Annotated in this window: 20 protein-coding genes; 7 read left to right on the forward strand and 13 right to left on the reverse strand. The window is 59.1% G+C overall.

All coding sequences use genetic code 11. The annotated features are described in order from the left end of the window. Positions 1-42 precede the first annotated feature (42 nt). The 4 genes from DM813_RS13290 to DM813_RS13305 form a co-directional block, all read right to left on the reverse strand. Complete coding sequence (locus tag DM813_RS13290; protein ID WP_128323857.1) at positions 43-1173, reverse strand: NAD(P)/FAD-dependent oxidoreductase; 1131 nt, start codon at positions 1171-1173, stop codon at positions 43-45. A 10-nt stretch (positions 1174-1183) separates the two neighbouring features. After that, positions 1184-2134, reverse strand: coding sequence for an ornithine cyclodeaminase family protein (locus DM813_RS13295; protein ID WP_128323858.1), 951 nt, complete (start codon positions 2132-2134; stop codon positions 1184-1186). Between the two features lie 117 nt (positions 2135-2251). After that, positions 2252-3691 carry an ATP-dependent RNA helicase RhlB gene (gene rhlB, locus DM813_RS13300; RefSeq protein ID WP_206617386.1) on the reverse strand — a complete coding sequence of 480 codons (1440 nt, stop codon included), beginning with the start codon at positions 3689-3691 and terminating at the stop codon, positions 2252-2254. Between the two features lie 102 nt (positions 3692-3793). After that, on the reverse strand, positions 3794-4450 hold the full coding sequence (locus tag DM813_RS13305) for an alpha/beta hydrolase (RefSeq protein WP_128323860.1): 657 nt from the start codon (positions 4448-4450) through the stop codon (positions 3794-3796). Positions 4451-4786: 336 nt separating this feature from the next. Between DM813_RS13305 and DM813_RS13310 the strand changes: the two genes are divergently transcribed. The 4 genes from DM813_RS13310 to DM813_RS13325 all read left to right on the forward strand — a co-directional run bounded on the left by DM813_RS13310 (position 4787) and on the right by DM813_RS13325 (position 8944). Then, positions 4787-5815, forward strand: a complete 1029-nt coding sequence (locus tag DM813_RS13310; protein ID WP_128323861.1) for an amino acid ABC transporter substrate-binding protein — start codon at positions 4787-4789, stop codon at positions 5813-5815. A 67-nt stretch (positions 5816-5882) separates the two neighbouring features. Then, on the forward strand, positions 5883-7061 hold the full coding sequence (locus DM813_RS13315) for an amino acid ABC transporter permease (RefSeq protein ID WP_128323862.1): 1179 nt from the start codon (positions 5883-5885) through the stop codon (positions 7059-7061). Between the two features lie 10 nt (positions 7062-7071). Next, on the forward strand, positions 7072-8169 hold the full coding sequence (locus tag DM813_RS13320) for an amino acid ABC transporter permease (protein ID WP_128323863.1): 1098 nt from the start codon (positions 7072-7074) through the stop codon (positions 8167-8169). A gap of 10 nt (positions 8170-8179) precedes the next feature. Beyond that, positions 8180-8944, forward strand: coding sequence for an amino acid ABC transporter ATP-binding protein (locus tag DM813_RS13325; protein WP_128323864.1), 765 nt, complete (start codon positions 8180-8182; stop codon positions 8942-8944). 81 nt (positions 8945-9025) lie between these two features. Here the strand turns inward: DM813_RS13325 and DM813_RS13330 are convergent, their stop codons facing one another. The 5 genes from DM813_RS13330 to algW form a co-directional block, all read right to left on the reverse strand. Continuing rightward, on the reverse strand, positions 9026-9427 hold the full coding sequence (locus DM813_RS13330; protein WP_128323865.1) for a hypothetical protein: 402 nt from the start codon (positions 9425-9427) through the stop codon (positions 9026-9028). A gap of 323 nt (positions 9428-9750) precedes the next feature. Next, a complete protein-coding gene (locus DM813_RS13340; protein WP_128323866.1) occupies positions 9751-11241 on the reverse strand; it encodes a type III effector in 1491 nt (496 codons plus the stop codon). A gap of 46 nt (positions 11242-11287) precedes the next feature. Further along, positions 11288-11668 carry a CesT family type III secretion system chaperone gene (locus DM813_RS13345; protein ID WP_164897246.1) on the reverse strand — a complete coding sequence of 127 codons (381 nt, stop codon included), beginning with the start codon at positions 11666-11668 and terminating at the stop codon, positions 11288-11290. A gap of 700 nt (positions 11669-12368) precedes the next feature. Continuing rightward, entirely contained in the window at positions 12369-13028 is a 660-nt protein-coding gene (locus DM813_RS13350; protein WP_128323868.1) for a hypothetical protein, read from the reverse strand. A gap of 202 nt (positions 13029-13230) precedes the next feature. Then, positions 13231-14388, reverse strand: coding sequence for a Do family serine endopeptidase AlgW (algW, locus tag DM813_RS13355; RefSeq protein ID WP_128323869.1), 1158 nt, complete (start codon positions 14386-14388; stop codon positions 13231-13233). Positions 14389-14627: 239 nt separating this feature from the next. Between algW and DM813_RS13360 the strand changes: the two genes are divergently transcribed. The 3 genes from DM813_RS13360 (at position 14628) to cysN (ending at position 18356) form a co-directional block, all read left to right on the forward strand. Further along, a complete protein-coding gene (locus DM813_RS13360; RefSeq protein WP_128323870.1) occupies positions 14628-15386 on the forward strand; it encodes a Nif3-like dinuclear metal center hexameric protein in 759 nt (252 codons plus the stop codon). Between the two features lie 135 nt (positions 15387-15521). Then, positions 15522-16439 (forward strand): sulfate adenylyltransferase subunit CysD, encoded by a 918-nt coding sequence (cysD, locus tag DM813_RS13365; RefSeq protein ID WP_028943259.1) that lies wholly within the window; start codon positions 15522-15524, stop codon positions 16437-16439. A gap of 15 nt (positions 16440-16454) precedes the next feature. Continuing rightward, entirely contained in the window at positions 16455-18356 is a 1902-nt protein-coding gene (cysN, locus tag DM813_RS13370) for a sulfate adenylyltransferase subunit CysN (RefSeq protein WP_128323871.1), read from the forward strand. A 79-nt stretch (positions 18357-18435) separates the two neighbouring features. Here the strand turns inward: cysN and DM813_RS13375 are convergent, their stop codons facing one another. The 4 genes from DM813_RS13375 to DM813_RS13385 all read right to left on the reverse strand — a co-directional run bounded on the left by DM813_RS13375 (position 18436) and on the right by DM813_RS13385 (position 21612). Beyond that, complete coding sequence (locus DM813_RS13375) at positions 18436-18687, reverse strand: bacteriocin immunity protein (RefSeq protein WP_128323872.1); 252 nt, start codon at positions 18685-18687, stop codon at positions 18436-18438. A 2-nt stretch (positions 18688-18689) separates the two neighbouring features. After that, the gene (locus DM813_RS29020) at positions 18690-18971 is read right to left on the reverse strand and encodes a hypothetical protein (RefSeq protein ID WP_431311964.1); all 282 of its coding nucleotides are present in this window, start codon (positions 18969-18971) and stop codon (positions 18690-18692) included. A gap of 149 nt (positions 18972-19120) precedes the next feature. Then, the gene (locus tag DM813_RS13380; RefSeq protein ID WP_128323873.1) at positions 19121-19384 is read right to left on the reverse strand and encodes a bacteriocin immunity protein; all 264 of its coding nucleotides are present in this window, start codon (positions 19382-19384) and stop codon (positions 19121-19123) included. Next, positions 19381-21612 carry an S-type pyocin domain-containing protein gene (locus DM813_RS13385; RefSeq protein ID WP_128323874.1) on the reverse strand — a complete coding sequence of 744 codons (2232 nt, stop codon included), beginning with the start codon at positions 21610-21612 and terminating at the stop codon, positions 19381-19383. Before DM813_RS13385 ends, DM813_RS13380 begins: the two co-directional genes overlap by 4 nt. Positions 21613-21697: the final 85 nt, after the last annotated feature.

Genomic DNA, 21697 nt, shown 5'->3' on the forward strand with positions numbered 1-21697 from the left:
GGGGCAAGGGCGCTGCGAGTGTGCCGCAATCGCGGCGGCGCGTCATCCCTGCAGGCGGCGCGGGGAGAGCATGGCCTCGTTCAGGCCGAAGGCCTTGAGCGACTGCGGCAGGTCTTCGCCGCGTACCAGGGCAGCGCTGGCCTGGCCCATGGCCGGCGAGGTCTGAATGCCGTAGCCGCCTTGGGCGGCAACCCAGAACAGTCCGGGTACCTCGGGGTCGAAGCCGGCGACCAGATCGCCGTCCGCGACGAAGCTGCGCAAACCGGCCCAGGTGCGGGTTGGCCGGCGGATGCTCAAGGTAGTGGCTTCCTCGATCTGATAGATGCCCAAGGCGATATCCAGTTCTTCGGGCTGCACATCATGCGGCTCGACCGGGTCGGCGTTGGCCGGGGAGCCGAGCAGCATGCCGGCGTCAGGCTTCATGTAGAACGACTCGTCCAGGCTGACCAGCATCGGCCAGGCGTGGCTGTCGATACCTTCGGGCGCGGCAAAGATGAAGGCGGCGCGGCGCTTGGGTTGCAGGCCAAGTGGCTGGGCACCGGCCAGCGTGCCGATCTGGTCGGCCCAGGCGCCGGCAGCATTGATCAGCACCGGTGCACTGAAGGTGCCGCGGCTGGTCTGTACCTGCCAGAGGCCGTCGGCATCGCGGCTCAATTGCAAGACTTCGCAGTCGCTGTGCACTTCGCCCTGCTGGCGGCGGATACCGCGCAGGTAGCCCTGGTGCAGGGCATCGGTGTCGATATCGCTGGCGCTCGGGTCATACAGGGCGCCATGTACCTTGTCGCGGCGCAGCACCGGCACGCGGGCGCAAGCTTGCTCGGCATCGAGCAACTCGACCTCCGGCACGCAGGCCTTGGCGCTCAGGTACTGGCGTTGCAGCTCTGCGGGGTCGCCGGTCAGGTCGACGGTCATCTCGCCGCGCGGGCTGAGCAGCGGGTGCTCGGCAAAGCCTGCCGGCGGCTGGTCGAAGAACGCACGGCTGGCCAGGGTCAGGGCACGCACCTGCGGGGTGCCGTAGGCGGCGGTGTACAGCGCTGCGGAGCGGCCTGTCGAGTGATAACCCGGCTGCGGCTCGCGTTCCAGCAGCAGCACCCGGCCATGGCCGGCGAGCCAGTAGCCGGTCGAGGCACCGGCAATGCCGGCACCGATGATGATGAAGTCTGCCTGTTGCATGAAGAAGTCCTCAGACGGCGCGCTGCAGGTGGTACAGGGCATTGGCCAGGGCGATGTCTTCCAGGCCCAGGCCGATGGAGCGGAAGAAGGCATGGCGCTGGTAGCTCGGCGCGGGCGCCTGCTGGCTCATCAATTGCGCCAGGTCACCGACGATGGCCTCGGGGCTCCAGCCGTGTTGCTCGGCGGCGATGCGCATCTCACCAGCGCTGCCCGGGGTGGTTACCCGGTAATCACAGTACACGTCCATGTCGCCCAGGCTCGCAGGCGGAACTTCGTGAGCGCGTACGGCGTTGGTGCTGATCGAGGTGATCAGCGCTGGCTTGCTCAAGGTGGCCGGGTCGATGACCGGTGTGGCCGAGGATGTGCACAGCAGGATCACATCGGCATCAGTCAGCGCCTGATCGAGGCTGTCGCTCAGGGTCAGACGCGGGTCGAGGTCGCTCAGGGTCTGGCGTTGTTCGGCGCTTTGCCGGGCCAGGCTCGGGGAGTACAGGCGGATGTCCTGCCAGTCACGCAAGCCGCGCACATAGTGCAGGTGCGCGCGGGCAATCGGGCCGCTGCCAATCAAAGTCAGGCGCTTGGTGGTCGCCGGGGCCAGGGCATCGACAGCAACGGCGGTAGTGGCCGCCGTGCGCGCCGTGGTCAGCTCGCCGGCATCGCACAGCAGCAATGGCTGTCCGCTGTCCATCGACATCAGCAGGGTCCAGGCGGTAACCAGCGGGCCTTGCTCGCGGACGATATAGGGCGAGGTCTTGACGCCATACACACGCTCCCCGGCCAGCACGCCGCCGTAATTGATGAAGTCGCCTTGGCCGTGCGGAAACTCGACCAGTTGCTGAGGCGGCTGCACCGCTTGCCCGGCCGCCAGGTCACGAAACAGGTTGCGCAGGATCTGTGGCACATCCACCTGTGCCAGCAGCTGGCGAGCGAGCGGTTTATCGATGACGAGAGGCGCGGACATACGAGGCTCCAATTAAACTATTTTGTCTATTATGGACTCTTTGTTTATTTGGACAATATCAGCGGCATAAAAAAACGCAGCCGAGGAGGGCTGCGTTTTCTGGCAACGTCGCAACAATCAGTGATGTTTGCGCGGCACCGGCTTGAGCAGTTCGGTCGGCGGCATTTCGCAGCTGATCTTGCGGCCCAGCAGTTCTTCGATAGCCGGTAGCTGGTAGGAGTCGTCCTCACCGGCGAAGCTGATCGACACACCGCTGGTGCCCGCCCGACCGGTACGGCCGATACGGTGCACGTAGTCGTCCGGATCTTCGGGCAGGGTGAAGTTGATCACATGGCTGATGCCGTCGATGTGGATGCCGCGACCAGCGACATCGGTCGCAACCAGCACGGTGATGCGGCCTTCGCGGAAATTTTCCAGGGTCTTGATGCGTTTGTGCTGAGGCACGTCACCCGACAACTGGGCGGCGTTGACGCCATCGCGCACCAGGCGCTCTTCGATGCGGCGCACCTCGTCCTTGCGGTTGGCAAAGACCATTACCCGTTCCCACTTGTTCTCGGTCACCAGGTTGTACAGCAGCTTGTACTTGTCGCTGCCGGCAACGGCGTAGACATGCTGCTCGACGGTTTCGCTGGCAACGTTCTCCGGCTCGATCTCGACGATGGACGGCTCGGTAGTCCACTGCTTGGCCAGGTTCATCACGTCTTCGGTGAAGGTCGCGGAAAACAGCAGGGTCTGGCGCTCGCTCTTGGGCGGGGTCTGGCGAATGATCTGACGGACCTGCGGGATAAAGCCCATGTCGAGCATGCGGTCGGCTTCGTCCAGTACCAGCACCTCGACCATGTCCAGGTGGGCTTCGCCGCGCTGGTTGAAGTCGAGCAGACGGCCCGGGGTAGCGACGAGGATGTCGCAATGGCGCGCTTCGAGGGCCTTGAGTTGCTTGTCGAAGTCCATGCCGCCGACGAAGGTCATCACGTTCAGGCCGGTGTACTTGGTCAGCGCGGCAGCGTCCTTGGCGATCTGTACCACCAGTTCGCGGGTCGGGGCGATGATCAGCGCCCGTGGCTCGCCCATGTAACGCTCTTTGGGCGGCGGGGTCTGCTGCAGCTGGGAGATGATCGAGATCAGGAAGGCTGCAGTCTTGCCGGTGCCGGTCTGGGCGCGGCCAATCGCGTCTTTGCCGCGCAGGGTGTGGCCCAGCACTTGCGCCTGGATCGGCGTGCAATACGGGAAGCCCAGGTCATGGATGGCATGCATCAGCTCGGGCGAGAGCTTGAAGTCATGAAAACGGGTTTTGCCTTCTTGCGGCTCAACCACAAAATCTTCCAGCTTCCAGGTGGAGGCTGCAGGTTTTGGCTTGCGCTCACGGCGCGGTTTGGCTTCGGCCGGCTTTTCGGCGCGTGCCGGTTTGGCGGCTTCAGCCTTGGTCTCGGTGTTGAGCGGGGCAGCCGGGGCAGGGGCCTTGGGGGCTGCGGGTGGCTGCTTCACAGGCGCAGCGCTTTCGGTGGCGAGTTGCTCAACCTCGCTCTTGCCGAACATCTTCTTGAGTGCTTTGAGCACGGTCATCTCATCAATTGGTTAAGGAATGTACGCCGGCCAGTGTAATGCAAGAATCGGGCGCGGCGTAGTGGATTGCACTGACAACTACAGGGAAGGCCGGTTTTAACGCAGGCGTGCGCCCAGCCAGGCGGCGATATCGCTGATTTCTTCCTGCACAACTTCGTGTTCCATCGGGTATTCAGCCCATTGCGTGCTGACACCCCAGTTTTTCAGGTGTTCAAAGGCCGCGCGACCCATGGCCGGCAGAACCACCGGATCGTACACACCATGCAGGCACAGGGCCGGGGTGCGCTGCTGGCAGGCGGTCAACTCGACCTTGTCGTTGAACGTCGGTGCGTAGGTCGAAAGGGCCAGGACGCCACCCAGGGCTTCTTGCCACTTTATATAAGCAGTGTGCAGCACCACCGCGCCGCCCTGGGAGAAACCTGCGAGGACGATACGGGCCAGGTCGATGCCTTTGGCCTGCTCGGCCTTGATCAGTTCGATCACCTGCTCGGCGGACGCCTGCAACTGATCCTCGTCGATGGCGCGCGCCGGGGTCATGGCCTTGATGTCGTACCAGCTGGGCATCTCGTAGCCGCCATTGATGGTCACTGGCCGGGTCGGCGCCTGGGGCATGACGAAGCGGGTGGACAGCAGCACTTCCTGCAGGGCTTCGGCCACCGGCATGAAGTCGTAACGATCGGCCCCCAGGCCGTGCAACCAGATCACACAGGCGTCTGCTTTTTTTTGTGGCTCAAGAATCAGCGGGTGGCTCATGACTGCTCCGAAAATGTGCGCGCGCGCTTGTTTGCGTGCATGAAATGAAGGCGCGTGGTGTGAAACCGGGAAGAACCTGTCGCAACGGTGCAAGTTTTCCTGTTGACGTTAACTGAAACGCTTTAGCCATTCAGTTTGGTACGCGCTTTGCTATGAAAATCCAGATGCGAGGTTACACGTTTTGGACGGTAACACCCGTTAGCGGTCCCCAAGGCTGTCACAGAACAGCGCATTGCGCCAATTGACCCAAAAACAAGCCAACACGGGTCGGATGCGCCTCATAAGGGTGCGGTGCAATCCCGGCTCAACACAATAAGAGCAAAACTGGAGGTTTGAATGAAGATGTTGAAATCCACCCTGGCAGTGGTTACCGCTGCTACCGTACTCGGTATCAGTGGTATCGCACAGGCAGGTGCGACCCTGGACGCCGTGCAGAAGAAGGGTTTCGTTCAGTGTGGCGTCAGTGACGGCTTGCCGGGTTTCTCGGTTCCGGATGCCAAGGGCAATATCGTCGGTATCGACGCAGACGTCTGCCGCGCAGTAGCCGCGGCTGTATTCGGCGATGCCACCAAGGTCAAGTTCAGCCAGCTCAATGCCAAGGAGCGCTTCACCGCGCTGCAGTCCGGCGAAGTCGACGTGCTGTCGCGTAACACCACCTGGACCAGTTCCCGTGACGCCGGCATGGGCCTGGTGTTCGCGGGTGTTACCTATTACGACGGCATCGGCTTTTTGGTGAACAAAAAACTGGGCGTTTCCAGCGCCAAAGAGCTGGACGGCGCAACCATCTGCATCCAGGCCGGTACCACCACCGAACTCAACGTCTCCGACTACTTCCGCGCCAACGGCCTGAAGTACACCCCGATCACCTTCGACACCTCCGATGAAAGCGCCAAGTCGCTGGAGTCCGGCCGTTGCGACGTACTGACGTCCGACAAGTCGCAACTGTACGCACAGCGCTCCAAGCTGGCTGCGCCAACCGACTACGTCGTTCTGCCGGAAACCATTTCCAAAGAGCCACTGGGCCCGGTGGTACGCAAAGGCGATGAGGAGTGGTTCAGCATCGTCAAGTGGACCCTGTTCGCCATGCTCAATGCCGAAGAAATGGGCATTACCTCCAAAAACGTCGAAGCTGAAGCCAAGTCCACCAAGAACCCGGACGTGGCGCGCATGCTCGGTGCCGACGGTGAGTACGGCAAGGACCTGAAACTGCCGAAGGACTGGGTCGTGCAGATCGTCAAACAGGTCGGCAACTACGGTGAAGTCTTCGAGAAGAACCTGGGCAAGAGCACCCCGCTGCAGATCGACCGCGGCCTGAACGCCCTGTGGAACAACGGCGGCATCCAGTACGCGCCACCGGTGCGCTGACGGTTGCGGCCTGCGGCGGCCCCTGGCCGTCGCAGGCTGTTCGCTTCCCTTCCTTTCGGGGCATTACATGCAAAATCAAATCGGCGCACCCAAGGGGCCATCCCTTAACGATCCACGTGTGCGTGCGTGGCTGTTCCAGATCATCACCGTGGTCGCGGTGGTCGCTCTGGGCTGGTACCTGTTCCACAACACCCAGACCAACCTGCAACACCGGGGCATCACCTCGGGCTTCGATTTTCTCGAGCGCAGTGCCGGTTTCGGTATCGCTCAACACCTGATTCCCTACACCGAACAAGACAGTTATGCCCGGGTATTCGTCATCGGCCTGCTCAATACGCTGCTGGTGACCTTTATCGGTATCGTCCTGGCGACCCTGCTGGGGTTCATCATCGGTGTGGCGCGGTTGTCACCGAACTGGATGATCAACAAGCTGGCCACGGTGTATGTCGAGACTTTCCGTAACATTCCACCGCTGCTGCAGATCCTGTTCTGGTACTTCGCGGTGTTCCTGACCCTGCCGGGACCGCGGGGCAGTATCAACATCAACGACGCCTTCTTTATCAGCAACCGGGGCTTGAACATGCCTGGTGCTTCCGTGGCCGAAGGATTCTGGCCATTTGTCGTCAGCCTGGTGCTGGCCATTGTCGCCATTGTGGTGATGGTGCGCCTGGCCAACCGCCGTTTCGAAGCCACTGGCGAGCCGTTTCACAAGTTCTGGGTCGGTTTGTTCCTGTTCCTCGGCATTCCCGCCCTCAGCGTGCTGCTGGCGGGTAGCCCGCTGCACTGGGAGATGCCACAGCTCAAGGGTTTCAACTTCGTCGGCGGCTGGGTATTGATCCCGGAACTGCTCGCGCTGACCCTGGCGCTGACCATCTACACCGCGGCGTTCATCGCCGAGATCGTGCGTTCGGGCATTCGTTCGGTGAGCTACGGCCAGACCGAGGCGGCCCGCTCCCTGGGGCTGCGTGAAGGCCCGACCTTGCGCAAGGTGATCATTCCCCAGGCGCTGCGGGTGATCATTCCGCCGTTGACCAGCCAGTACCTGAACCTGGCGAAGAACTCTTCGCTGGCCGCCGGTATCGGCTATCCGGAGATGGTGTCGTTGTTCGCGGGAACCGTACTCAACCAGACCGGCCAGGCTATCGAGGTGATCGCCATCACCATGAGTGTCTATCTGGCTATCAGCATCAGCATTTCCCTGTTGATGAACTGGTACAACAAGCGCATTGCGCTGATCGAGCGGTGAGGACACGCGCATGACTACCCATGTTTTCAAACCTGATATGCCGCCACCGGTGAAAACCGTCGGCGTGCTGGCCTGGATGCGCGCCAACCTGTTCTCCAGCTGGCTTAACACCTTACTCACGCTGTTTGCCCTGTACCTGGTGTGGCTGATCGTGCCGCCGCTGTTGCAGTGGTCGATCTTCGACGCCAACTGGGTCGGCACCACCCGCGCCGATTGCACCAAGGAAGGCGCTTGCTGGGTGTTTATCCAGCAACGCTTCGGGCAGTTCATGTACGGCTACTACCCCAGCGAACTGCGCTGGCGCGTGGACTTGACGGTATGGTTGGCGGTGATTGGTGCCGCGCCACTGTTCATCGCGCGCTTTCCGCGCAAGGCAACTTACGGCCTGTGCTTCCTGGTGCTGTACCCGATCATTGCCTTCATCTTGCTGCACGGCGGTTACCTGGGCCTGACCACGGTGCCGACCAACAAGTGGGGCGGCTTGATGCTGACCCTGGTGATTGCCACCGTCGGCATTGTCGGGGCCTTGCCGCTGGGCATTCTGCTGGCGCTGGGACGGCGCTCGAAGATGCCGGCGGTGAAGGTCGTCTGCGTTACGTTCATCGAGTTCTGGCGCGGCGTGCCGTTGATCACGGTGTTGTTCATGTCGTCGGTGATGCTGCCGTTGTTCCTGCCCGAAGGCATGAGCTTCGACAAACTGTTGCGGGCGATGATCGGGGTGATCCTGTTCCAGTCGGCGTACATCGCCGAAGTGGTGCGCGGCGGTTTGCAGGCCATTCCCAAAGGCCAGTACGAAGCGGCTTCGGCGATGGGGCTGGGTTACTGGCGCTCGATGGGCCTGGTGATTCTGCCGCAGGCCCTGAAGCTGGTGATCCCGGGCATCGTCAACACCTTCATCGCCCTGTTCAAGGACACCAGCCTGGTGATCATCATCGGCCTGTTCGACCTGCTCAACAGCGTCAAGCAAGCCGCGGCCGACCCCACCTGGCTGGGTATGGCGACCGAGGGCTATGTGTTCGCCGCCCTGGTTTTCTGGATTTTCTGTTTCGGTATGTCCCGCTACTCCATGCATCTGGAGCGCAAGCTGGACACAGGCCACAAGCGTTAGGAGCAATTTCATGAGTGAAGCGATCAAACAGCCTGTGAGCCCTGAAGGCATTATTCAGATGCAGGGCGTGAACAAGTGGTACGGCCAGTTCCACGTGCTCAAGGACATCAACCTCAATGTGCGCCAGGGCGAGCGTATCGTCCTGTGCGGGCCCTCGGGCTCGGGCAAGTCCACCACCATCCGCTGCCTCAACCGTCTGGAAGAGCACCAGCAGGGCCGCATCGTGGTCGATGGTGTGGAGTTGACCAACGACCTCAAGCAGATCGAAGCGATCCGTCGTGAAGTCGGCATGGTGTTCCAGCACTTCAACCTGTTCCCGCACCTGACCATTCTGCAGAACTGCACCCTGGCGCCGATGTGGGTGCGCAAGCTGCCCAAGCGCAAGGCCGAGGAAATCGCCATGCACTACCTGGAGCGGGTGCGGATTCCGGAGCAGGCACACAAGTACCCGGGGCAACTGTCCGGTGGTCAGCAGCAGCGCGTGGCGATTGCCCGAGCGCTGTGCATGAAGCCGAAGATCATGCTGTTCGACGAACCGACCTCGGCGCTCGATCCGGAAATGGTCAAGGAAGTGCTCGACACCATGGTCAGCCTGGCAGAAGACGGCATGACCATGCTCTGCGTGACCCACGAAATGGGCTTCGCCCGTACCGTGGCGAACCGGGTGATATTCATGGACAAAGGGGAGATCGTTGAGCAGGCAGCGCCGGACGACTTCTTCGACCGGCCGCAGAATGAGCGGACCAAGCTGTTCTTGAGTCAGATTTTGCACTGATTACGTGCACTCGATGCGGGTTGGAATGTGGACGTAAAAAAAGGCGAGCCCAGGGGGCTCGCCTTTTTTATTGGTGGGAAGTCATCGGGTTGGAGAGAGTTTGATTAACGCGAGGACTATCGCAAACCAGGCACAGCCAATGATTATTAGCCAGGAAGATAACAATAGTCGACGTCGCAGGTGCGGCGGAAAGTTAAGCATATCTTCTGCATCCACCATCCCTAACCGAACACATAACTTTGGATAGAGCACCGCCCCGCTAAAGGTACTGAGCACGATACAACGTGATTTCAAGCGCGTCGTCCCCCAGAACAATACCTGCTGCTGGAACCAGCCACTGTTTGGCTGGCTTGCAATGATGAGGTCAAAGTCGCGGCTGCGGGCCATCCAGACCTCCATGAAAATGCCTGAAAAGGTGATCACAAAGGGGAGCAGAACGAAGGGGATCACAATAATTGGAGGCCAGCTAGTTATATCAATCACTAGTCACTCCGTAGAGGTAATCTCCAAACCACTCACCTATCGAACCAACGCCGACAGCTTCTGCAAGCGACCCACCTCCAACTAGGCTCTGTCTGAAAAAAGGTGTCTCAGACACCGAATGACACAAGCCAGTGAGACCATCGCACCATAGCTTTTTGCGAGCTTGTCAAAGCGTGCGTCAGCGTCGTAGCCCTTGTCGGCCAAAAGCCAGCGGCAGCGCTTGCGAGGTCGCCTTTCAGACAGAACCTAAGTGACGTTTGGGTTGTGGCGCTGTACCTTCTACGAGGCGCTTCGCAGCCCCGGAGGGCGTCGGCGGCCGTACGTCAGGCTATACGTCCATCAGGTGTGAACTTGGCTCGCCTCCCTCCTTGAAGATCGTACCGAAAGTTTTCGTAGTGTGTCTTCACCGTAGACTGTTGCTCTGCCACTCTCATCACTTCCTCACTGGAAACAGTGAAGTGCTCAGTTTTTATCGGGGCACTGAAGGGCTCACTGTATAGGGCGGTCCCCCATTGTGCAGGAAGGCCGTGGTTTGCTGCCCCAAGGTTGACTTCAATCATGGAGTGGTGATTGTCATCGACCAGGTAGCCGGTTGCCATCCAGCGAACCAATTCTTTCATTTCTCTTTCAGCCCTCACATTATTTTGCTCCTGAGTTTCAGCGCCCTTAGGTTGGTTAAGGCCAAGTTCGTTCATCAGGCCATTTCCCAATAGCCGAGCAGCGGTCATAAAGCGATCCGTCGTACCAGACGGACCAGCAACAGTTGGCTTATGTTGTAACTGAGCATCTTGGAAAAAGCCGGTCCCTTCTTTGACTTGCCAGACGGCAAAACCATTTCCTCGAACAACTACAGTCTGCTCGAGCGAGAGTGACGCGAATGCCTTGATTGGACCTTGATTGCCAAACTGACTTTCGTCACGATCCACTCGATTACGAGGATTGTAGTGAGCAAATACAAGTTCGCGCCCCGTTAGTCGTTGATCTGCTGCAAGGTCGGCAGCCGATGCCCAGACCATTTCGGCATGCTCAGGCTTTTGACGAAAGTCATTTTGCACCTTGGTCAGGCTGCTGCCCGCTTTAGCCGGATTGCTGCTGGTTTTTTGACCCGCGACCTCTTTTAGCTGTTCATAGAGGTGTACATTTTCCGAGGCATCATTCTTGTTTTCGTTTTTAAACGTGTAGAGCGCTAGCTGATCACCTGATGGCCGTTCCTTGCTGTTCCCGCGAGCTGGCGCAAATTGCTTGGACTCCAGATAGCTGATGTCAACAATATCAGCAGCCATTTTTTTCAGCTCGGGAGAGCTGTGGATCTTCTCCATGGTTTCGCGAAAATAGGTCGAATTGGTCAAATTGAAAAAGGCGGTCGCTTTCTCTCTAAGGGTTAGTGGTTCCTGTCCATCACAAAGGGCGCGTGCGCTTCCGTGACGAGCCTCATCCATGACACGACTAAATCCACCGGCGCCAAGCTGTCCGACAACACCGAAGTTGGGGGTGTCCGATGCATAACTCGCCAGCATTTTGGTAGTGGCTTTAAGTTCATTTTCCTCAATCAGGATAAAGAGTTTGGCCAATGTGGCCAGTAGTGCGTCGGCAGTTTTTAGGGCTGCCGGATTTTCACTGGCCAAGCGAGCGAGGTTGGCTTCTATCTGCTTATTATCTGCAATGCTATTATTCTGCCACTCGATTTTTTGCGGCGCGGAATTAGTTAGTGGTGTGATGGAGGTCGAGTGAGAAGGTTCAATGTCAGATGTGCTCTTGGATTCTTGCAGTGTTGTAGCAAGTGGATTGAATAATGCTGAAGTGGAGATAACCATGGGGAACGTAATCTCTTATCTATAAACAGGGCAGTTAGAGGTCGAGCTATTGATGCGCATAGAGGGGCATAGGTAGATCGGTACGAACCTGTTGCAAGTTATCGAGTAAGTTAGCCAACACATTTCCATCCAGCCGAACTACTTCTTGCAGCAGGCATAATCTGATGGTCTCGGTTGGCTGATGGTAGGCAAGCCAAGCACCTCCCAAGAGAGAAAATTGGCAATTAATATCTAGCCAGTGGGCAAATTCACTCGGTTTGGCTTGGCCGACCGTATGGTAAAAGGTCAATACTCGCTGGCTGCTGTCGGCCTCCAGCCACCATGGACCGAATTGTCCAATGTCCAGGCGCACAGGCCCGATACTTAGATCAAGCTTTACCCCGGTCAGCTGGCTGAATTCCTGACACAGTATTGTCAATGCGTTCAATTTAATCTCCAAAAGGTGTAGGGGTTTTGATGTTTTAGTGGTTTTCTATGATAGTTTGTATTTCTATTCAGGGCTTGCGCCATTGAGCACCTTGTATATGCTATAGGTATGGATAAGAGAGGCTGCAGCCATCCGGCTTCAGCGCAATTTTCTCAAGGTTAGCCAAAGTGATTCTGCGTTTGAGTTGCGTTTTTAGGTTGATATTTGTCCCAGCCCAGAAACGAAAAGCTGTCTCGTGTGAAACGAGTTTTATATGCAAAGAAAATTTAACGTTTTCTTTTTCTTTAACATTATCACGATGTATTTATCGTAGTTCGTGCGAGGTTGTTGCAATGATTTTCGGAACCATATCCAGAAATTGGCCTGCACAAAAAATAACTGGCTTGTCTCGGATTTTAGTTTGAAATTAAAGTCCTGCTTTACTCGTTTTTGCGAAAAACCCCTTGGTGTGTTATGCCTACTCCACCTGTCACGCTGGCGTAACCACATACGGGCGCAGCCGCTCTACCCCAAATAAGCGCCAGCCAAACCACCACTTACCCACCTGAGAAACTCCCAGTCTCTCCAGCACGACACACTTCCTGCACCTTAGGCACCGAAGCCCCGCCGCCAAGAGCAATCCTGAGGTATCCGCCGTACTTCCGTTGGTACAGCTGTTCAAGCGCGCGCAAGCTGCCTTCAACCTGCTTCAGCCCTTGGCTCAGCCTGTCCTTGCCCACTCCCATCGCTTGGCTGGCACCACCGAGCACCTCGGTGATCTCGCCCTGGAAGCACTCCATGAAGTTGGTCTCGTCCTCGTCGAGCTGATCCAGCGCCTCACGCACCTGCGTGGCGGCAGCGTCAACTGGGCCTCCTCGCGGGTGCAGGTTGTGCCGTTGTCCGGATCGTCGATCACGAAGATCTCGCCCGCTTTGAAGCCTTGGGCGAAGGTCGGGTTGAGCCGCTGCAGCGGGGTCGACAGGTAGCGGGTATCAAGCCCCAGCTCGGCCAGCACCTGCTGAACGGACATGCTGCGCGGTACCACGTAGAAGCCGGGTTCGCGAGTCCCGGCTATGGCAGACATGGCGGGCATCGAGCGATCGAAAACGGCAAACTCGGTAAAGGCGGAAGTGGATGACGTCGAGGGTGAAGCGGCCGCGTGCTGGGCCGATTCGGAAAACCTGCTGACCGGCTGCATCGCGCTGACCGCCGCGCCCTTCCTCGCCGCACTCAGGACAAGGCGTGGTGGTGTCCCCCAGGCGCAGGCTGGGGACATCGTTCCGTCGATGAAGGTCTGACTGCTGAGGCACACAGCGCCGCTGGTGGTCGAGTCGCCATGCTGGCCGACGCCGCGACCATTGATGTTGATGCGAAAGACCATGCACTGATTTCCTGAGCAAGTGGAGCCCGGAACCTAGCACGGCCTTTTCAGGAAAAAACGTCAGCCATGGAGATGGAGAGATATCCCACGCAACTCTCGGAGAGTGCTGTTGGATCTGGTGATTTACTGTGGGAGAGGTCGACGAAGACTAAGCACACCGCGACTCACGCTGTCCGTAAGCCGCGGTGTGTTGGGGCAGGGGTCATTCTTCTTCTTTGGGGGCTGGCGCAGGTGGCGGACGCAATCCGACTTCGGCCATCAGCTTCAACTCCTTGCCATTGCGCATTACCTGAATCGCCACCTTGTCGTTGGGCTTGATCCGCGCCACCTGGTTCATCGAGCGGCGGGCATCGCCGGCCAGCTCGCCATTGATGCTGAGGATGATGTCGCCCAGCTGCAGGCCGGCCTTTTGCGCCGGGCCGTCACGGAACACGCCCGAAACGACGATCCCAGGGCGACCCTGCATGCCGAACGAGTCGGCCAGTTCCTGGCCCAGTGCCTGCACTTCGATCCCCAGCCAGCCACGAATCACCTGGCCGTGTTCGATGATCGACTTCATCACCTCCAGGGCCAGCTTGGTCGGAATGGCGAAACCGATGCCCTGCGAGCCGCCGGACTTGGAGAAGATCGCGGTGTTGATGCCGGTCAGGTTGCCGTTCGCGTCGACCAGTGCGCCGCCGGAGTTGCCCGGGTTGATCGCCGCGTCGGTCTGAATGAAGTCTTCGTAGTTGTTCAGGCCCAGCTGGTTGCGGCCGGTGGCGCTGATGATGCCCATGGTCACGGTCTGACCGACACCGAAGGGGTTGCCGATGGCCAGCGCAACGTCACCGATATGAATGTTGTCGGAGCGGCCAATGGTGATCGATGGCAGGTTCTTCAGATCGATCTTGAGTACCGCGAGGTCGGTTTCCGGGTCGCTGCCGATGACCCGCGCGAGGGTTTCACGACCGTCCTTGAGCGCCACCACGATCTGGTCGGCACCAGAGGTCACGTGGTTGTTGGTCAGCAGGTAGCCTTCCGGGCTCATGATCACCGCCGAGCCCAGGCTCGACTCCCAGCGCCGCTGCTTGGGCAGGTTGTCGCCAAAGAATCGGCGGAACTGCGGGTCTTCAAACAACGGATGCGCGGCTTTGTTGACCACTTTGGTGGTGTACAGGTTGGCCACTGCCGGGGCGGCGATGGTCACGGCGTCGGCGTACGACACCGGGCCCTGCATGATCCGCGTGGTTTGCGGTGCTTGCTGCAGGTTGACGTCCTGGCTGGGCAGGCCGACCCATTGTGGAAAGCGCTGGATGATCAACAGGGCGATCAGCACGCCGACCAGCAGCGGCCAGCCAAAGTAACGCAAAGCCTTGAACATTGAACGAGTCCTGGGAGTGGGCAGAGGGCCGTCGGGTGCGTGGGAGCAGTAGAGCGCGCGCGATCATACTGCGGCACTGGATGTGCACAAACAGTTAAATCGTTACGCAGGCTAAACAAATAGCGACCCAGCCCCCAGGCAACTGCCGTCGGTTTCCCCAAACCCGGCGACGGCCCATAATGGCGGTCATTATACGGGGCCTTGCGCCGCACTGAACTGCTGTTTTGAGGAGTCTTTTCATGGCTGTTGCCCTGAGCACCCTGGTCGAGGAAGCCGAACGCTACCTCGGCAGCGCAAAAATCCAGGATTACTGCCCCAACGGCCTGCAGGTCGAGGGCCGCCCGCAGGTCACCCGGATCGTTAGCGGCGTGACCGCCAGCCAGGCGCTGCTGGATGCGGCGGTAGAGGCAAACGCCGATCTGGTGCTGGTCCACCACGGTTATTTCTGGAAAGGTGAAAACCCCTGCATCACCGGCATGAAGCAGCGCCGGCTGAAGACGCTGCTGAAAAACGACATGAGCCTGCTGGCCTTCCACCTGCCGCTGGACCTGCACCCGGAGGTCGGCAACAACGTGCAGCTGGCGCGCCAGCTCGATATTACCGTCGAAGGCCCGCTGGACCCGGACAACCTGCGGGTGGTCGGCCTGGTCGGGTCGCTGGCCGAGCCGATGTCGGCACGCGACTTCGCCCGCAAGGTACAGGAAACCATGGGCCGCGAGCCGTTGCTGATCGAAGGCGAGCAGATCATTCGCCGTGTCGGCTGGTGCACAGGCGGCGGCCAGGGTTACATCGACCAGGCCATTGCCGCCGGGGTTGACCTGTTCCTCAGTGGCGAGGCCTCCGAGCAGACGTTCCACAGCGCCCGGGAAAACGGCATCAGTTTCATTGCCGCCGGTCACCACGCCACTGAACGTTACGGCGTCCAGGCCCTGGGCGACTACCTGGCCCGGCGCTTTGCCCTGGAGCACCTGTTCATCGATTGCCCGAACCCGATCTGAGCTAAAACGACAGGGCATATTCTTATACTGTTTCGTTCTAGTTGGCCGCCTAAATAGAATCGAGTGCTGTGATAAAGTGGCCCGCTCGAACACGGCCCGCTGGCCGTCCATAAGATCGTATTTCCGTGAGTAGCCATGGTCGACAAACTGACGCATTTGAAACAGTTGGAGGCGGAGAGCATCCACATCATTCGTGAGGTGGCCGCCGAGTTCGATAACCCGGTGATGCTGTACTCGATCGGCAAGGATTCGGCCGTGATGCTGCACCTGGCGCGCAAGGCCTTCTTCCCGGGCAAGCTGCCGTTCCCGGTGATGCACGTCGACACCCAGTGGAAATTCCAGGAGATGTACAGCTTCCGCGACAAGATGGTCGAGGAAATGGGCCTGGAGCTGATCACTCACGTGAACCCGGACGGCGTCGCCCAGGGCATCAACCCGTTCACCCACGGCAGTGCCAAGCACACCGACATCATGAAGACCGAGGGCCTCAAGCAGGCGCTCGACAAGTACGGCTTCGATGCCGCCTTTGGTGGTGCGCGTCGCGATGAAGAAAAGTCGCGGGCCAAGGAACGCGTCTATTCGTTCCGTGACAGCAAACACCGCTGGGACCCGAAGAACCAGCGTCCAGAGCTGTGGAACGTCTATAACGGCAAGGTCAACAAGGGCGAATCGATTCGCGTGTTCCCGCTGTCGAACTGGACCGAGCTGGACATCTGGCAGTACATCTACCTCGAAGGCATCCCGATCGTGCCGCTGTACTTCGCCGCCGAGCGGGAAGTGATCGAGAAGAACGGCACCCTGATCATGATTGACGACGAGCGCATCCTCGAGCACCTCTCGGATGAAGAAAAAGCCCGCATCGTCAAAAAGAAAGTGCGCTTCCGTACCCTTGGCTGCTACCCGTTGACGGGTGCGGTGGAATCAGAGGCCGAGAGCCTCACGGACATCATTCAGGAAATGCTCCTGACCCGGACGTCCGAACGCCAGGGCCGAGTCATCGACCACGATGGCGCCGGTTCCATGGAAGACAAGAAACGCCAAGGCTACTTCTAATTTCAGGGTTACTCCATGTCGCACCAATCTGATCTGATCAGCGAGGACATCCTCGCTTACCTGGCCCAGCACGAGCGCAAGGAACTGCTGCGCTTCCTGACCTGCGGTAACGTCGATGACGGCAAGAGCACCCTGATCGGGCGCCTGCTGCATGACTCGAAGATGATCTATGAAGACCATCTGGAAGCCATCACCCGCGATTCGAAGAAAGTCGGCACCACCGGTGACGACATCGACCTGGCGTTGCTGGTAGACGGCCTGCAGGCCGAGCGCGAGCAGGGCATCACCATCGATGTCGCGTACCGCTATTTTTCCACCGCCAAGCGCAAGTTCATCATCGCCGACACCCCGGGCCATGAGCAGTACACCCGCAACATGGCGACCGGTGCGTCGACCTGCGACCTGGCGATCATCCTTGTCGACGCCCGTTATGGCGTGCAGACCCAGACCCGTCGCCACAGCTACATCGCTTCGCTGCTGGGCATCAAGCACATCGTCGTCGCCGTCAACAAGATGGACCTCAAAGGGTTTGACGAAGGCGTGTTCGAGAGCATCAAGGCCGACTACCTGAAGTTTGCCGAAGCCATCAACATGGCGCCGAGCAGCCTGCACTTCGTGCCGATGTCGGCCCTCAAGGGCGACAACGTGGTCAACCGCAGCGAGCGTTCGCCGTGGTACACCGGCCCTGCGCTGATGGAAATCCTCGAGACCGTGGAAGTGGCGGCCGACCGCAACTTCACCGACCTGCGCTTCCCGGTGCAGTACGTCAACCGTCCGAACCTGAACTTCCGCGGTTTCGCCGGCACCCTGGCCAGCGGCGTGGTGCACAAGGGTGACGAAATCGTTGTGCTGCCGTCGGGCAAGAGCAGCCGGGTCAAGTCCATCGTCACCTTCGAAGGTGAGCTGGAGAACGCCGGCCCTGGCCAGGCAGTGACCCTGACCATGGAAGACGAGATCGACATCTCCCGTGGCGACCTGCTGGTGCATGCCGACAACGTTCCGCCGGTGACCGACCAGTTTGATGCCATGCTGGTGTGGATGGCTGAAGAGCCGATGCTGCCGGGCAAGAAGTACGACATCAAGCGCGCGACCAGCTACGTGCCGGGTTCGATTGCCAGCATCGCCCACAAGGTCGATGTGAACACCCTGGAGCAAGGCGCTGCCAGTGCCCTGCAACTGAACGAAATCGGCAAGGTCAAGGTCAGCCTCGACGCCCCGATCGCGCTGGACGGCTATGACAGCAACCGCACCACCGGTGCGTTCATCGTCATCGACCGCCTGACCAACGGCACCGTAGGCGCCGGCATGATCATCGCGCCACCGGTGGTGCCGCACGGCACCGTCGGCCAGCACGGCAAACTGGCCCACGTGGCCACCGAAGAGCGCGCCCTGCGCTTCGGCCAGCAACCAGCCACAGTGCTGTTCAGCGGCCTGTCGGGCGCCGGCAAGAGCACCCTGGCCTATGCCGTGGAGCGCAAGCTGTTCGACATGGGCCGTGCGGTCTATGTGCTGGATGGCCAGAACCTGCGTCACGACCTGAACAAAGGTCTGCCACAGGACCGTGCCGGTCGCACCGAGAACTGGCGTCGTGCCGCGCACGTTGCCCGTCAGTTCAACGAAGCCGGCCTGCTGACCCTGGCCGCGTTTGTTGCCCCGGATGCCGAAGGCCGTGAACAGGCCAAGGCGCTGATCGGCAAGGAGCGCTTGCTCACCGTTTACGTCCAGGCTTCGCCAATGGCCTGCCGCGAGCGTGATCCACAGGGCCTGTACGCTGCCGGTGGCGACAACATCCCGGGCGAAAGCTTCCCGTATGACGTCCCGCTGGATGCCGATCTGGTGGTGGATACCCAGAACGTCAGCCTGGAAGATGGCGTCAAGCAGGTGCTGGATCTGCTGCGCAAGCGTGGCGCGATCTAAGCGTTGGCGATGAACAAAAAGCCCCACCTCGGTGGGGTTTTTTGTTGCCTTAATTTCGGTATCCTGGGCACTTCCCGAGTTATTTGAAGCCGAGTTTATCGTTAGCTGCTCGCCATTGGACTATATGTTCAAGAATTTGCTCTGGAGTCCCGGCTTTGCCATTGGCTGGGTAAAAAATAAGGTCGGAGCCATCTGGATGCTCCGTGATATCTATGAAGTGTTCCAGCAGTTCGTCCTGATACGACTCAGACCCCGTTGCATTGATTATTTCTCTGATAACCAGTTTGAATTCGGTGGGTGTGTAGTCGCTGATAGATGCTTTTAGTTTCAATGCTATTGATCTCCATAAGGACTAATGCATTGTTTGGGTGTCATTATTCTTATGTTGTTCATGTCATAGAGCTCTCCGCCCTCGGCAGTCGGAACCAGGTGGCGTGCTTCATAAGATCGCCGGCCAGTAACAGTTTCCGCGAACGGCGCCCTGGGAGCGAAGCCTTTACTCATCCGGGCAAGGTTCGCGCTTGAAAATGGATCAGCCATATTCTGAGATGCCTCATTGGTGAATACGTATGAATGCTTGGTGATGGAGTCACTAGGAAATCTTGCTTTCATCATGCTGATTTGGCGGTCGCGCGTCTGTCCTGCTGAAGAGCTACAGTTGTGGGAATGCTCTGAGAAGCAAGAGGCCCGCTTCTTACAGGCTACGCTGCTGTAGTGTAGAAGCGGGTTAGTATTCGAAGCGTCGGTTTGGATTTTAGCTACTATTATTCAGCCTTGAATCCGGGCTTTCCATTGGCTTCTCGCCATTCCTTGATAATTCGAACAACTTGTTCCGGGGCGTCAAGACCTTTAACCTCAGGCCAATAGATCAAATCAGTGCCTGCAGGGTGTTCGATGATTGCTTCGAAATGATGAAGTAGTGGATTTAGTACGTCGTCATCAAAACTTCCATTGACGAAGTAAATGTGCTTGATGAAATCCATGAACTCCGTTTCTGTATAGTCTGATATTGATGGCTTGAGGTTCATGGCTTTCTTCCGTAATGGATGTGTTGGTGTGCTAGAGGTGTAACAATTCTCAAATTTTCAATATCGTAAACTGCACCGCCAGCGGCAATCGGAATGACATGGTGAATTATAAAAGTATCCAGTGATTGATGACGCTCGGATTTTGTTACTTTAGGTGCTAGCCCTCGTGTCATTCGTGCGATGTTCTGCGGCGAAAACTGCTGCGCGAGGATGGCGTCTCGGGCAACAAGTGTCCACATAGCCTGCCTGAGCTTATTGAAGCTTTTGAATTCCTGACCGGCCAGCATCCCAGCAATTTGACTGGGTATCGGTGCACCTGAATTACGTGTTGAATCGCCAAGCCAAACCCCCGTAATGTCTTGCCCTGATCCTGTGGCGGCCCCAGGTTCCAACCGCCGATCCCTGAACATAACCAGAATCGGCGCCAGCCCGGAATCAGCCGGGAAGGTGACGATGATGCGGTCCAGTTCAAGCGGGTCTAGAGCCGGGTAGCTTTCGACCAGGCCTGTCTGCGGGATGAGCTCACTGCCGGTGTAAATTGTTGCGCCTGTCGGCGCAACCGGCAGGCTGGTAGAGCTGCCCAGTTCGGTGCCGGGAGCGTTGAGCGGAGTCCAGGTGAGGATTCGTGACGGGGTGTCGAGAGCCAGGCTGTAGACCTGACGCTCGTTGTCGAACACCGCCGCGCGCACGGGTATCGGACCGCTGTCCTGGCTCACCAGCAGATGCAGACGGTCATCTTCTTCGCGGCTGGCAAGAGCGTATGGCAGCGTGAGTGTGCCGCCGGCTGCAGCAATGGTGGTGAGGTCAAGGTTGTTGGGAGGTGAAAGGTCTGCCAGTGGCACGCTGGCGGCAAATTGTCGTTCTCCATCGCCAAGGCTAGGGGACCAGGACATTGCCACTATGCCGACAACAAGTGGCGCAAGAGGAGCAACGCGCGCGGCCATCGCTACGACCGCGATGCGGATTGCATGTTGCAAGGCTGTATAAGTGCCCGCTGTCAGATCGAAAGCGGCGCCGCCCAAGGGGATGATTAGAGGTGCCGCCGTGGCGGCGCTGCCCAGGCCTGCATAGCTGATACGCAGGCGTTCAGTTTCCCTGGCCCTGCGCTCTGCTTCGATGGCCAGGCGGGCAGCTGCCTGTTCGGCCATATGGCGCGCCAACAAGGTATCAACCTGCTCGGCACGTTCCTGCAAGCCCGTCATGGCAACCGCAAACAGGTCCAGGTAACGAATGGATTCGTTCAGAGCCAGCGCATGGTGATACTCCGCCCATAACGGCCCGGCTCGCCGCTTGGTCTGCTCGTCGACGAGATGGTGCAAGGCTTCGAGTTGGGGTTTGGACAGCGGGCCGTTGATCTCCGGGTTGCTGGCGCTGTACCCCGGCACTTGCTGGCGCTTGAGGTTGGCCAGCTGATTGGCGCTTTCCCGGTAGGCGCGCAGTGCTTGCGCCAGGGTGACGTTGTCCTGGTTGGGGGTTAGCTCGATAAGTTCATGCTGGAGAAAGGCTGGTAAACATTCGAAGCAGATGCGTTTTTCTTCACGAATCTGTGCTTCACGCCGTGCTGCTGCTTGCTGCAGGTCCACCGGTACAGTCTGCAGTTCGGCCTCGTCGAGCTGGGCGGCGAGGGCCGCCAGGTCGTTACTGAACAGACGGATCGACTCGCTTTCCAGATGCGCGCGGTAAGCCGCATCGACAGATGCGAACAGAATGTCGAATAGCGTAGTGGCATCGTTGAAGGCGCCAGGATCGTAGATCCGAGTGACCAGTGAGTCCGTACGCTTATAGAAGGGCATCGCCCCATAGAAGCTGTGGGCGGTTGGCAGCAGAGCAAGGTAGCTCTGCCGCTTGTCATCGATTAACGCGGTAAGAGCAGCTTGCTCCGTTGTCAGTTGTGCTAAGGGAGTGCCGCCGCTCGACGCTGCGCGTTGTCTGAGTGCATCGCGCTCGGCTTGCTGCACGGCCGGTAGTTGAGCAATGAGCGGCTGGTAGGTCTGCAGCGCATAGTCGTCGGTACCACGACGTTCGTCGTCCAGCACGCGCCTGACCGCCGGCTCGTGAGAGCTGAAACGGCCCGGCCCGCCAGTGCCGCGAGCGCGCCCCTCGCTCAACCCCCAACCGCCGGACCCGAAACCACCACCGCCTGAAGGCAGTGGCTGTAGCAGTGGCCGGTCAATGGGGGCGTCGCTTATGTAAAGCGCTTCGGTCAAATAGAACGTGTTCTGTGCCATGTAGGTCTCCTCCTGGTCGCTACATGGCAAGGGTGATGGGATGGGCCGTGCGGGTATGCCGCCTGGCGCTGGTTAAAAGGTAGGA

Origin of the sequence: Pseudomonas alkylphenolica, assembly GCF_004025535.1 — a bacterium.
Taxonomy (GTDB): domain Bacteria; phylum Pseudomonadota; class Gammaproteobacteria; order Pseudomonadales; family Pseudomonadaceae; genus Aquipseudomonas; species Aquipseudomonas alkylphenolica_A.